Annotated in this window: 11 protein-coding genes; 4 read left to right on the plus strand and 7 right to left on the minus strand. The window is 70.3% G+C overall.

Annotation, left to right across the window (positions count from 1 at the left end):
• Positions 1-128: 128 nt before the first annotated feature.
• Positions 129-779: a DUF1345 domain-containing protein gene (locus HD557_RS13925; protein WP_196874284.1), complete on the plus strand. Its 651-nt coding sequence runs from the start codon at positions 129-131 to the stop codon at positions 777-779.
• On the opposite strand, the gene HD557_RS29010 is transcribed toward HD557_RS13925, so the two are convergent.
• Positions 748-2,010: a PucR family transcriptional regulator gene (locus HD557_RS29010; protein WP_196874285.1), complete on the minus strand. Its 1,263-nt coding sequence runs from the start codon at positions 2,008-2,010 to the stop codon at positions 748-750. The two genes, HD557_RS13925 and HD557_RS29010, sit on opposite strands and share 32 nt — an antisense overlap.
• A 127-nt stretch (positions 2,011-2,137) precedes the next feature.
• On the opposite strand from HD557_RS29010, the gene HD557_RS13935 reads away from it, so the two are divergent.
• Positions 2,138-3,091: a hypothetical protein gene (locus tag HD557_RS13935; protein WP_196874286.1), complete on the plus strand. Its 954-nt coding sequence runs from the start codon at positions 2,138-2,140 to the stop codon at positions 3,089-3,091.
• Positions 3,092-3,101: 10 nt separating this feature from the next.
• Here HD557_RS13935 and HD557_RS13940 read toward each other — a convergent pair whose 3' ends face one another.
• Entirely contained in the window at positions 3,102-3,503 is a 402-nt protein-coding gene (locus HD557_RS13940) for a TIGR03668 family PPOX class F420-dependent oxidoreductase (protein WP_196874287.1), read from the minus strand.
• A 51-nt stretch (positions 3,504-3,554) separates the two neighbouring features.
• Between HD557_RS13940 and HD557_RS13945 the strand changes: the two genes are divergently transcribed.
• On the plus strand, positions 3,555-4,352 hold the full coding sequence (locus HD557_RS13945) for a hypothetical protein (RefSeq protein ID WP_196874288.1): 798 nt from the start codon (positions 3,555-3,557) through the stop codon (positions 4,350-4,352).
• A 202-nt stretch (positions 4,353-4,554) separates the two neighbouring features.
• Here HD557_RS13945 and metH read toward each other — a convergent pair whose 3' ends face one another.
• Complete coding sequence (gene metH / locus HD557_RS13950) at positions 4,555-8,268, minus strand: methionine synthase (RefSeq protein ID WP_196874289.1); 3,714 nt, start codon at positions 8,266-8,268, stop codon at positions 4,555-4,557.
• A 189-nt stretch (positions 8,269-8,457) separates the two neighbouring features.
• Here metH and HD557_RS13955 point away from each other — a divergent pair, with 189 nt between their 5' ends.
• Positions 8,458-9,306, plus strand: a complete 849-nt coding sequence (locus HD557_RS13955; protein ID WP_008361272.1) for a PAC2 family protein — start codon at positions 8,458-8,460, stop codon at positions 9,304-9,306.
• 74 nt (positions 9,307-9,380) lie between these two features.
• On the opposite strand, the gene mshC is transcribed toward HD557_RS13955, so the two are convergent.
• The 4 genes from mshC to HD557_RS13975 are packed head-to-tail and all read right to left on the minus strand — an operon-like array spanning position 9,381 to position 12,791.
• Entirely contained in the window at positions 9,381-10,613 is a 1,233-nt protein-coding gene (mshC, locus tag HD557_RS13960; protein WP_196874290.1) for a cysteine--1-D-myo-inosityl 2-amino-2-deoxy-alpha-D-glucopyranoside ligase, read from the minus strand.
• A gap of 32 nt (positions 10,614-10,645) precedes the next feature.
• Complete coding sequence (locus HD557_RS13965; RefSeq protein WP_196874291.1) at positions 10,646-11,413, minus strand: SCO1664 family protein; 768 nt, start codon at positions 11,411-11,413, stop codon at positions 10,646-10,648.
• 22 nt (positions 11,414-11,435) lie between these two features.
• A complete protein-coding gene (locus HD557_RS13970) occupies positions 11,436-12,041 on the minus strand; it encodes a DUF3090 domain-containing protein (RefSeq protein WP_196874292.1) in 606 nt (201 codons plus the stop codon).
• Positions 12,042-12,050: 9 nt separating this feature from the next.
• Positions 12,051-12,791 (minus strand): histidine phosphatase family protein, encoded by a 741-nt coding sequence (locus HD557_RS13975; RefSeq protein ID WP_196874293.1) that lies wholly within the window; start codon positions 12,789-12,791, stop codon positions 12,051-12,053.
• Positions 12,792-12,841: the final 50 nt, after the last annotated feature.

Raw genomic sequence — 12,841 nt, forward strand, 5'->3', positions numbered from 1 at the left:
GCTCGCCGGGGAACCTGACGTGCACCACGGTACGCTGCGCGGGCCGCTTCGGCCGCTGCTGACCAGAGTCGGTGTCCGGTCCCACATCGACCGCTGTGGCGGGGGACGACGGCAGGTAGCCTGCAGGCGTGAGTCGGACGAGTTCCCACACGCCTCTCCCGTCGACCGCCGGCGTCCGGCTGGCCGGCTCGCTGCTAGCCGGGGCGGTGGCGGCCACGATCGGCGTACTCCTTGTGGACGCCCAGATCGGCACCTTCCTAGCGGTCGCTGCCGTCCACGCGGTGTTCGTCGCGTCCGGATGGTTCGCGCTGTGGCCCCTGGACGCCGTCACGACCCGGGCCAACACCCGCCGCGAGGACTTCCGGCCGGCGGCCGAGGAGCTCGTCGTCGTCGCGATCTCGCTGTGCGGGCTGCTCGGGATCGTGATGCTGCTGGTCGTCGGCGACTCGGCCCAGGGTCGCCTCGCCGCGGCGATCGCGCTCGTCGGCGTCTTCCTGGCCTGGGCCAGCCTGCACCTGATGTACGCCGCGCGCTACGCGCACCTCTACTACGCGGCCAGCGACGGCGGCATCGACTTCAACTCCGACGAGGCGCCGGCCTACCGCGACTTCTTCTACTTCAGCTACAACCTCGGGATGACCTACCAGGTCTCCGACACCTCGGTGACCAGCTCCGGGATCCGCGCGGTCGTGCTGAGGCACACCCTGCTCTCCTACGTCTTCGGTGCAGTGGTGCTGGCGAGCACGATCAACCTGGTGGCCGGGATCGCAGCGGGCTGACGCTCGGCGGCTTCCGGGCGTGGGTCGCCCACAGCTCGGTCGCCGAGGCCACCCGTAGCGCGTACGCGGCGGCCGCCAGCTCCGCGACGTCCATCGGCTCGGTCAGGGACCGGCCGGTCAGCTCCTGGATCCGGCGCAGCCGGTTGCGCACCGTGTTGGGGTGGCAGTAGAGCAGCGTGGCGGCACGCTCGGCGGAGCCGGACTGCTCCAGATACATGTCCAGGGTCTCGAGCAGCAGATCCCGGTCCTCGGCGGGCTGGCGCAGCACCTCCCCCAGCACGGTCTCCGCGAGCCGGCGGCCCTCCGCCGGCTCGTAGACGACCAGCGCGGCGAGCGGACTGTGGTCGAAGGACCGCAGCCCGGCCTGGCCGGGCTCGAGCCCGGCCAGCGCCGCCCGCGCCAGCCGCAGGGCTCGGGGCGTCTCCGGCAGCGAGGCGTAGGGCGGGCTCACCCCGGTGCGGGCACCGGCGAAGCCGCGCAGCGTCTCCAGGACCTCCTCCTGGCGCTCCTGGGGGAAGGAGACGATGCCGAGCTGCTGCGCCGGGGTCAGCCGCCAGCCGGAGACGAAGCCTTTCTCGGCGAGGCGCTGCTCGACGTTGACCAGGCTCTCCTTGGCGAGCCCGTGGGTCTCGGCGGCGACCACGATCAGCAGCGCGTCGGCCGGGAAGCCCAGCAGTGCCGCGGCCTCCCAGGGACCCGACTCGGGGCCGGGGCGCCCGGTGAGGACCGCCTCGACGACCGCCGAGCGGCGCCGCTGCTCGGCGAGCATGAGCTCCGCCGTGGCCGCCCGGTAGGCCTCGGTCAGGACGACGGCGTGCTCGTCAGTGAAGCGCCAGATGACGCCGGCGGTGGCGATCAGCGCGTCGGTCAGCGCCGGCTGCCGGGTCTGCTGCACGTGCTCGACCAGCGCGTCCCAGAGCGCGGCGAAGCAGATCCGGTAGGCGCGCAGCACCTCCGGGAGGGGCACCCCCTGCTGCGCCCGGCGCCGACCGGTGCGCTCGGAGGCCTCCAGGTCGAGCTGGGCGTGCGGGTCGCCGATCGCGGCGACCACCGACCGGAGGTTGTGGGCGAAGGACTGTCGCAGCTCGTCGAGGGAGACCAGCCCGTCGCCCTGGTCGCGGTAGTAGGTCGCGATCCGCTCGGCGACCTGGGCGCACGCCTCGTCGGCGAGCCGGGCGAGGTTCTTCTCCGCCCAGGCAGCGAGCCGGAGCCGTCCGTCCTGTCGTGTCACACGCCCTCCTTCGTCGATCCGGTGACCATCCTGTCATCAGCGGGTGCCATCAGTTGGGCCGTCGACTCGGCACGGCATCGCCGAGCCACGTACGATCTGCCTACCTACGACTGGTGCCGGAGGTTCCGTGAACGAAATCCAGCTCAGCGACCTGAGTCTGGGACGCCATATCGCCCAGGGCTCGCAAGGCCGCATCATCGAGCTGGCCGACCACCCCGGGACGGTCGCGAAGCTCTACCGCACGCGGGAGCTGGGTCTCGTGGACGGCCGGGCTCTGGCGGAGCTGGTGCGCATTCGCGGGTTCGTGGTGAGCGAGGGTCTGCAGGTGGACCACTTCGCCGCCTGGCCGCACACGGTCGTGCTCGACGGGCTGCGTACGGCGGGCTTCCTGATGCAGCGGGTCCACGAGCCGTTCCTGGCCGGGTTCGGGCCGACCACGGCGCTGGCCGAGCTGGGCCTGCTCGTGAACACGGGCGACGTACCGAGTCCCGGGGTCTATGAGCGGGTGCTGCTGATGCGCGCCCTGGCCGCGGTGATGGACGCCCTGCACCGGCAGGGGCTCGTGCTCGGCGACCTCTCGCCGCGCAACATCGCCTGGTCGGTCTCGCCGGTCCCGCGGGTGATGCTGCTCGACTGCGACGGGATCCGTCCGGCGGGCGAGGACGGCGTGCTTCCGCCCGCCGACACCCGTGGCTGGGAGGACCCGAGCAACATCGGCCGGCCGCCCACCGCCGACAGCGACCGGTTCAAGCTGGCCCTGACGATCGCCCGGGTGCTCACCGGCGACCGCAACGCCGCCCCCGGCCACAGGCCCGACCTGACCTTCGCCGGCGAGGCCGGCATCCTGGTCGGCCCGCTCACCCGGCTGATGGACCAGGCCGCCGGTCCGCCCGGGCTCCGCCCGACCGCGTCGCAGTGGGCCACCGTCCTTGACGTACGCACCCCCTGGGCGGGGGCTGCTCCGCCGACGCCGCCGCAGATGCCTGCGCCGATGCCGCCACCGGTGCCGCCGGCGATGCGCTCGCGCGGGCCGTCGCCCAGCGGGGAGATCCTGCGGCCCTTCCGCCGTCAGTCGCGCTGAGCGCTCGAGCTCAGGTCGCCGACCAGCCGGACCACCGCTTCACCTCGATGACGATGACCGGCCCGGCCGGCGGCCGCTCGCGATAGTCGGCGTACTTGGCGACCAGCGGAGCGAGGTCGTGGGTCGCGTGCACCCGCGCGACGCCGTCGGCTCGGGCCCACCACAGCTGCGACCAGTCGTCGTCGTAGGCGTCGACCAGCAGCGACACCGCCGGGTTGGCCGCGATGTCGTCGAGCCGGCGCAGCCGGGTGGTCGACTTGGGCTTGTGGTCGACCGCGGTGAGGATCTCCTCCCCTGCCAGGGCGAACACGATCGGTACGATCCTCGGCGCACCGTCGGCCGAGACCGTCGCCAGCCGCGCTACGCGGGTCTCCGCGAACCGTTCCCTGGCCCACTGCTCGTCGTGTCGCACCGGTCGATCCTATCCACGCCGAGGCGGACGAGCCGGAGCCCGGCGGCTACCGTGTCCGCATGCGCTCCGACCTCCTCCCCCGTGCTGCCCGCTGAGGCCGAGCGGCTGCTCACCGTCGACCTGGTCGAGTGGCTGGCCGACCTGGTCGATCCGTCGCTGCTCCGCCGGGAGTCGCCGAAGGCGCAGCTGCAGGGACTGCGCAGCGCGGTCGTCCACCGGGTCGGCGTCAACGAGGTCTCCGCCCTGCTGCACTTCCGCGACGGGCTCGAGCACAACCCGCTACCCCTGCGCGACCAGGACGGGCTGCGGCTGGTCCTCGTCACCAGCCGTGGTGAGGATCTGGCCGTCGACGACGTCGAGTTCGCCGACTGGAGCCGCGACGACGACTGTCAACGGTGCCGTACCGCGCTGGAGAGCTGGGCGCCGCCGGCCTTCGACCGGGCCGCACGGATCACCTCCGTCGGCGGTCTCCACATCGCCTACGACCATGCCGACCGCGCCGGCATGGAGCCCCAGCAGCTCCTGGCGCGGCTCCGGCCGGCCGTCGCAGAGGCGAACGCGTCGCTCGGCTCCTGGGACGCCTCCACCGTCGGCGTCTACTGGTATCCCGCCACCGAGACCTGGGCGTACGTCATCCCGCTCGCGCTGGATCCCGAGCGCGAGCCTGTGGCGGGCGTGCTCACCCGCCACCCGGACGGCTACCACCTCGTCACGATCCTGACGCGGCGTACGGCCTTCTGGAACGTCGCCAGTGTCGGCCGCGTTCCCCCGTCCTGGCTCGACGGCTCCCCTATCGACAGCTCCCCTGCCGACAGCTCCCCGATCGCCGGCCCGCCGACCGCGCTGTGACGGGGACCGACCGAAGGGTGCGCTTTCACCGGCGCGAACGAATTTTCATTCGCCCCATCGGAGTGAATGAAAATTCATTCGCGCATCGAGGCCGGATGAAAATTCGTTCACCCGCAGGAACGAAAATTCGTTCACCCCCAGGACCCGAACGAAAATTCATTCGACCCGTGGAGCCGAACGAATTTTCGTTCGCCGCGGAGGATCAGTCCTCCGGGTCGTAGCCCAGGTTCGGCGAGAGCCAGCGCTCGGCCTCGGCCATCGTCCAGCCCTTGCGCCGGGCGTAGTCGGCGACCTGGTCCTGACCGAGGCGGCCCACGACGAAGTACTGCGAGTCAGGGTGCCCGTAGTAGATCCCGGAGACCGACGCACCCGGCCACATCGCCATCGACTCGGTGAGCTCGATGCCGGTATTCTTCTCGACGTCGAGCAGCGACCAGATGGTCTGCTTCTCGGTGTGGTCGGGACAGGCCGGGTAGCCCGGAGCGGGTCGGATGCCGGCGTACTTCTCCGCGATCAGGTCCTCGTTGGGCAGCTTGCCGTCGCCGCCCTCGTCGGCGGCGTAGCCCCAGAACTCGGTGCGTACGCGCTGGTGGAGCCGCTCCGCGAACGCCTCGGCAAGCCGGTCGGCAAGCGCCTCGAGCATGATCGCCGAGTAGTCGTCGAGGTCGTCCTTGAACGCCTTGACCCGCTCGGGCAGACCGATACCGGCGGTCACCGCGAAGGCGCCGACGTGGTCGCTGCCCTCGCCGACGGGCGCGACATAGTCGGCCAGCGACTTGTTGGCGACGCCCTCCCGGTGCTGGCCCTGCTGCCGCAGCTGGAACAGCGTGGCCCGCTCCTCGGTGCGGGAGTCGTCGGTGTAGACGACCACGTCCTCACCGGTCGAGTTGGCCGGGAAGAGGCCGTAGACGCCGCGCGCCTCGAGCCACTTCTCCTCGATGATCCTGTCGAGCATCTCCTGCGCGTCGTCGAAGAGCTTGCGCGCGGCCTCGCCGGTGGCGGGATTGTTGAGGATGTCGGGGAAGCGTCCCTTCATCTCCCAGGCGTTGAAGAACGGCTGCCAGTCGATGTAGTCGCGCAGCTCGGCAATGGGGTATTCCAGAAGCGTGTGCACCCCCGGCTGCGACGGCGCCACCGGCAGCGTCGAGAAGTCGACCTCCGGCTTGTTGGCCTTCGCCTGGACGTACGTCAAGGAGGCCCGCTCGCTCCGCTCCGCATGCCGCGCGCGCAGCGAGTCGTAGTCGACCTTGACCTCGGCCATCAGCTTCTCGCGGCGGCCGGCGTCGAGGAGGGCGGCCGCGGTCGGGACCGAGCGCGAGGCGTCCTTGACCCAGACGACCGGTCCGTCGTAGGCCTTGTCGATCTTGACCGCGGTGTGAGCCCGCGAGGTGGTCGCACCGCCGATGAGGAGCGGCAGGTCGAGCCCGACGCGCTGCATCTCGGTGGCGAAGCCGACCATCTCGTCCAGCGACGGGGTGATCAGGCCGGAGAGACCGATGATGTCGGCGTCGTGCTCCTTGGCGGCGTCGAGGATCTTCTGCGCCGGCACCATCACGCCGAGGTCGATCACCTCGTAGTTGTTGCACTGCAGCACCACGCCGACGATGTTCTTGCCGATGTCGTGGACGTCGCCCTTGACCGTGGCCATCACGATCGTGCCGTTCTTGGTCTCGGCGTCACCGGGCTGCTTCTCGGCCTCGATGAACGGGATCAGGTAGGCGACCGCCTTCTTCATCACCCGAGCGCTCTTGACCACCTGCGGCAGGAACATCTTGCCGGCGCCGAACAGGTCGCCGACGACGTTCATGCCGTCCATCAGCGGACCCTCGATGACCTCGATCGGACGCCCACCGCGCGCCGAGATCTCGGCGCGGAGCTCCTCGGTGTCGGCCTCGACGTAGGCGTCCAGGCCCTTCACCAGGGCGTGGGTGATCCGCTCGCCGACCGGCAGGTCGCGCCAGGCCTCGGCCTTGGCCTCCGCCTCGGGTGAGTCCTTGTTGTACTTCGAGGCGATCTCCAGCAGCCGCTCGGCGGCGTCGGCACGCCGGTTGAGCACGACGTCCTCGATCCGGTCCCGCAGCTCGGGGTCGACCTCGGAGTAGGGCACCAGGGCACCCGCGTTGACGATGCCCATGTCCAGGCCCGCCTCGATCGCGTGGTAGAGGAAGACCGCGTGGATCGCCTCGCGCACGGGGTTGTTGCCGCGGAAGGAGAAGCTCACGTTCGAGATGCCGCCGGAGACCTTCGCGCCCGGGAGGTTCTGCTTGATCCAGCGGACCGCCTCGATGAAGTCGACGCCGTAGGTCGCGTGCTCCTCGATGCCGGTCGCGACCGCGAACACGTTGGGGTCGAAGATGATGTCCTCGGGGTCGAAACCGACCTCGTCGACGAGGATCCGGTAGGCCCGCTCGCAGACCGCGATCCGGCGCTCGTAGGAGTCGGCCTGGCCGTCCTCGTCGAAGGCCATCACGACGGCGGCCGCGCCGTAGCGCTTGCACAGCTCGGCGTGCTCGACGAAGGACTCGACGCCCTCCTTGAGCGAGATCGAGTTGACGATCGGCTTGCCCTGGACGAGCTTCAGACCGGCCTCGATGACCTCCCACTTGGAGGAGTCGATCATGATCGGCACCCGGGAGATGTCGGGCTCGGAGGCGATCAGCGTCAGGAACCGCGTCATCGCCGCGACCCCGTCGATCATGCCCTCGTCCATGTTGACGTCGATGACCTGGGCGCCGTTCTCGACCTGCTGGGCGGCCACCGAGAGAGCGGTGTCGTAGTCGCCGGCCTTGATCAGGTTGCGGAACTTGGCCGACCCGGTGATGTTGGTCCGCTCACCCACGTTGACGAAGAGGCTCTCCTCCGTCACGGAGAACGGCTCCAGACCGGAGAGCCGCAGCGCGGGCTCGACCTCGGGAACATCGCGGGGAGCGACCGCTTCGACCTGCTTGGCGATCTCGGCGATGTGGGCCGGGGTGGTGCCGCAGCAGCCGCCGACCAGGTTCACGAACCCGGCGGTGGCGAACTCGTGGATGTGGCCGGCCGTGTCGGAGGGACCCTCGTCGTACTCACCGAAGGCGTTCGGCAGCCCGGCGTTCGGGTAGCAGGAGACGAACGCGTCCGCCACCCGGGCGAGCTCGGCGATGTAGGGGCGCATCTCCTGGGCGCCGAGCGCGCAGTTGAGCCCGACGAGGAGCGGCTCGGCGTGGCGTACGGAATCCCAGAACGCCTCGGTGACCTGCCCGGACAGCGTGCGACCGCTGGCGTCGGTGATCGTCCCGGAGATGACGACCGGCCAGCGGCGTCCGTACTCCTCGAAGACCTGCTGCACGCCGAAGATCGCGGCCTTGGCGTTGAGGGTGTCGAAGATGGTCTCGATGAAGATCAGGTCCGAGCCGCCCTCGAGGAGCGCGCGGGTCGCCTCGGCGTAGGCGTCGCGGAGCTGCTCGTAGGTGACGTTACGGGCGCCGGGGTCGTTCACGTCCGGGCTGATCGAGGCCGTACGCGACGTGGGGCCGAGCGCGCCGGCGACGTAGCGCGGCTTGTCGGGGGTGGAGTAGGCGTCCGCGGCGGCACGGGCCAGGCGGGCCGCCTCGTAGTTGATCTCGTAGGCGAGGTCGACCATGTCGTAGTCGATCAGCGAGACCGCGTTGGCGTTGAACGTGTTGGTCTCGATGATGTCGGCGCCGGCCTCGAGGTATTCGCGGTGGATCCCCTCGATGATCTGCGGCTGGGTCAGGTTGAGCAGGTCGTTGTTGCCGATCAGGTCGACGTGCCAGTCCTTGAACCGCTCGCCCCGGTAGCCGGCCTCGTCGGGGCGGTCACGTTGGATCGCAGTGCCCATCGCACCGTCGAGCACCATGATCCGCTCCTTCAGGGTGGCGGTCAGGGTCTCGGTGACATCAGGGCGCAGACTCACTCTTGTTTCCTCTCCCGGGCGGGCACGGTGGTGTGCACGGCTTTGCCTGAAACACGCTACGGCGTAGGTGTGCGGGCGATGCCATTTCATTCCGAATCCTGACACTGGCAGTCCACCAGGTGGGAATTCATAAGGTGTACGCAGGATGAACGACACCGTCTCTCTGGTCCCGGTGACTAGGGTGGAGGTGTGATCGAGATCGAAGAGACCCGCGACCTGGTCGATCCTGTGGTGATCGCCGCGTTCGAGGGATGGAACGACGCGGCCGATGCCGCCTCCGGCACGGTTGACCATCTGATGGACGTCTGGCACGCGCGCGTCGTGGCCGAGATCGATCCCGAGGACTTCTACGACTACCAGGTGAACCGGCCGGTGACCGGGACCGACGAGAACGGATTCCGCACGATCACCTGGCCCACCACCCAGGTCGCCGTGTGCTCCCCGCCCGACCTGGACCGCGACATCATCCTGGTGCGCGGCATCGAGCCCAACATGCGCTGGAAGCAGTTCGTGAGCGAGATCCTGGAGTGCGTCGACGACCTCGGCGGCCAGCTCGTGGTGACCCTGGGGGCGCTGCTCGCCGACGCGCCGCACACCCGTCCCATCCCGGTCTCCGGCACCGCCACCGAGCCCGACCTCGTCGACCGGCTCAAGCTCGACTCGCCGTCCTACGAGGGGCCGACCGGCATCGTCGGCGTGATTCAGGAGGCCTGCGTCCAGAGCGACATCCCCGCGGTCTCCTACTGGGCCGCGGTCCCCCACTACGTCGCCGCCCCACCGTGCCCCAAGGCCACCCTCGCGATCATCAACAAGCTCGAGGACCTGCTGCAGTGCTCCATCCCCCTCGGCGACCTCCCCGAGGACTCCCGAGCCTGGGAGCGCGGCGTCAACGACCTCGCCGAGGAGGACGAGGACGTCTCCGACTACGTACGCTCCCTGGAGGAGGCCCGCGACACCGCCGACCTCCCCGAGGCCTCCGGCGACGCGATCGCCCGGGAGTTCGAGCGCTACCTCAAGCGGCGCTCAGACGACTCCTGACCGCCGAAGCGTCGCCTACGTCGGCCGAGACGTCACGACCGTGACGTCTCGGCCGACGTATCTGACGTCTCGGCTCAGAGCTTGATGCCCAGGGCCGCGTCGACGAGCTTGGCGATGGTCTCGCCGGCGAGCGCGTCGGAGGTCTCCGCGAGACCACCCTCGCCGAGGGTCGCGGCGACCCAGGCGTCGACGGCCTGGACGGCACGCGGGGCGTCGAGGTCGTCGGCGAGGGCGCCCAGGACGGTCTCGACGACCGGCGCCGCGGGGGCGCCGCGGCCGAGGGCGACGGCCTTGCGCCACTCGGCGATCTGGTCGACGGCGTCGAAGAGCTTGGCGTCGGTCCACTCCCAGTCGTCGCGGTAGTGGTGGCCCAGGAGCACCAGCCTGATCGCCATCGGGTCGATCTCGGAGTTGCGCAGGGCGGAGACGAAGACGAGGTTGCCGCGCGACTTGGACATCTTGTGGCCGTCGTAGGCCACCATCCCGCCGTGGGTGTAGATCTCGGCGAACTCCTTGCCCGCGGAGCGGGCGTGGGAGCCGGACATCTCGTGGTGCGGGAAGACCAGGTCGGAGCCGCCGGCCTGGACGGTGAACCCGGAGCCGAGGTGCTCGAGCGCGATCGCGGTGCACTCGATGTGCCAGCCGGGGCGGCCCGGGCCGTAGGGCGATGGCCAGGCCGGCTCGCCGGGGCGCTCGGCGCGCCACAGCAGCGGGTCGAGCGGGTCCTTCTTGCCGGGCCGCTCGGGGTCACCGCCGCGCTCGCCGAAGAGCTCGAGCATCTCCTCACGAGACATCCGCGACTCCTCACCGAAGGCGTCGTCGACGGCGACCGAGGCGTAGACGTCCTCGTCGACCTTGTAGATCGCGCCGGCCTCCTCGAGCTCACCGATCAGCGAGAGCACCAGCGGGATCGACTCGACGGCGCCGATGTAGTGCTGCGGCGGGAGGACCCGCAGCGCCTCCATGTCCTGCCGGAAGAGCTCGGTCTCGCGCTCGGCGAGCGCCTCCCACTCGATCCCGACCTTGTCGGCCCGCTCGAGCAGCGGGTCGTCCACGTCGGTGACGTTCTGCGTGTAGCCGACCTCGTAGCCGGCGTTGAGCCACGCCCGGTGGAGCAGGTCGAAGGCGACGTAGGTGTTGGCGTGGCCCATGTGGGTCGCGTCGTAGGGCGTGATGCCACAGACGTACAGCGAACGGCGGCCCTGACCCTCGGTCGGGACGACGGCGTCCCGCTGATGGTCATAGACCTGCACCTCGGGCCCTTTGACGGACAGTTCTGGGACTTCGGGTGCAGACCATGCGCGCATGGGTGCAGCCTACTTGGCGAGGCCCACGTGTCTCAGAAAGGCGGCCACGGGATGACATGTCGGTCGTATCCCGGCCGCGGGAAGGACCCTTCGGCGAGCAGTACCTCGCAGCGGTGACCGAGCGCGTCGACCTCCCGCCCCGTCAGGTACGCAGCCAGCCCCCGCCCCAGCGCACCGGAGAGCCCCGCGTGGATCGTCCGGATACCGGCGAGCTCCTCGTCGGAGAAGCCCAGCCCGTGCCATCCCCACAGGATGGTGCGCAGCTTAGGCTCCTCGTGGAAGGTCAGCCCGTGGTCGCAGCCGTAGCGGTGCCCACCGGCGAGCGGCAGGACGTGACCGCCCTTGCGGTCGGCGTTGTTGGTGATCGCGTCGAAAACGGCCATCCGCCGCAGCTCGGGCGTGTCCTCGTGGACGAGGGTCACCACCCGGTCGCGCTCGTCGTAGCCGTCGAAGACCTTCAGGTAGCCGGCCGGCACCTCGCCCTCGGGCACGATCGTGACCGGCTCGACGCTCTCGTCGGCGTCGACCCAGCGCTGGATCATCCCCGGACCGTGCGGCCCGTCGCCGAGCCAGGTCTCGGGGACCACCGACCAGCCCAGCGCCTCGGAGACCAGGTACGAGGCGACCTCGCGATGCGCGAGGTTGCCGTCGGGAAAGTCCCACAGCGGCCGCTCCCCCGCGATCGGCTTGTAGACCACCTCGGACTCGCCGAGCGTGGCCAGGAAGGTCGCGTTGGAGGCCGTCGTCAGCCGTCCGACGAGCTCCAGAGCCCCGTCGTTCTCGGGGGCGCTGTGCTCCATCTCCGGGGCAGGCTCCACCGGATCAGACCGGGTCGCGCCGCTTGAACCCGTTCGCCCGGACGCACAGGTGCCCCTCGGGGTCGATCGGGTTGCCGCAGAACGGGCAGTTCGGACGTCCGGCGCCCAGCACCGCCTCGGCCCGCTTCACGAAGGCGCGGGCGTTGCGCGGGGCGATCCGGACCAGGAGCACCTCGTCGGGCTCCGGGTCGTCCAGCTCGATGGCCGCCACGGCGTCCTCGTCGACCAGCTGGCCGGTCTCGTCGACCTCGGCGATGATCTCGGTCTCGCTGATCGGGAAGACCTCGAGGACGACCTTGTCCTCGTCGGGGTCCCAGGCCAGCGTCATCGTGCCCGCGCGGAACTCCTCCTCGATCGGCTGCTCCAGCGGACCGTTGTCGTCGAGGTCGTAGGGAGCGATCGCAGGCACCACGGCGGGCGCCGACTTCATCACCTCGTCGAGGAGCTCGTCGAGCCGCTCGGCGAGCACGGTGACCTGCTGCTTCTCCAGGGCGACCGAGACGACCCGCGCTCCCTCACGCGCCTGGAGGAAGAACGTACGCGCCCCGGGCTCGCCGACGGTGCCGACGACGAATCGTTCGGGCGGGTCGAAGGCGTGCATCACAGGCATGCACAAACCTTATCCAGCAGAGTCCAAACCGTCGCCGGGACCCGCGCCACCGCCCACCACCGCGTCGTCGTTGCGGCGGCGCGACGGCTTGCGTCCCTTCTTGGCGGCCGGCTTCGGGGCCAGCCACGACAGGTCGCCGGCGTGGGTGTTGGTGGCCAGGACGGAGGGCCGGCCCTCGCCGTAGCGCACCACGGAGATCGAGGCCGGGTCGACGTGCAGCCGCTGGAAGAGGTCCAGGTGCATGCCGAGCGCGTCGGCCAGGATCGACTTGATCAGGTCTCCGTGGCTCACGCACAGCCAGACCGCCGAGTCCCCGTGGGCCGCGGTGACGGCGGCGTCGTGGCGGCGTACGGCCTCCACTGCCCGGGCCTGCATCGCGGGCATCGACTCCCCGCCGGGGAAGGTGACCGCCGAGGGCTGGGTCTGCACCGTCTTCCACAGCTTGCGGCGCGCCAGGGTGGTGATCTTCTCCCCCTGCCACTCGCCGTAGTCGCACTCGGAGACGCCGTCCTCGACGACGACCGCAGGCTGCTCAGCGCGCCCCTCCAGGATGACCGACATCGTCTGCTGGCAGCGCTCCATCGGGCTGGTAACCGCCAGCGCCAGCGGAACCGGCGCGATCCGCTCGGCCGCCTTGGCGGCCTGCTCCAGGCCGCGCTCGTCCAGCCTCACGCCGGGCAGCCGTCCGGCCAGGGTGCCGGATGCGTTCGCCGTCGTACGGCCGTGTCTCACCAGGATCATCGTCGCCACGGTTGGCGACCCTATCCATCCCGCCGAAGCATGCCCACAGTGCCGGGCCC

It is taken from the genome of Nocardioides luteus (assembly GCF_015752315.1).
In the GTDB taxonomy this organism is placed as follows: domain Bacteria; phylum Actinomycetota; class Actinomycetes; order Propionibacteriales; family Nocardioidaceae; genus Nocardioides.

Bases quoted from the DNA above. Each gene is read 5' to 3' on its own strand.
- mshC (WP_196874290.1), bottom strand. From the start codon at position 10,613: ATGCGCGCATGGTCTGCACCCGAAGTCCCAGAACTGTCCGTCAAAGGG.
- HD557_RS13965 (WP_196874291.1), bottom strand. From the start codon at position 11,413: ATGGAGCACAGCGCCCCCGAGAACGACGGGGCTCTGGAGCTCGTCGGA.
- HD557_RS13970 (WP_196874292.1), bottom strand. From the start codon at position 12,041: ATGCCTGTGATGCACGCCTTCGACCCGCCCGAACGATTCGTCGTCGGC.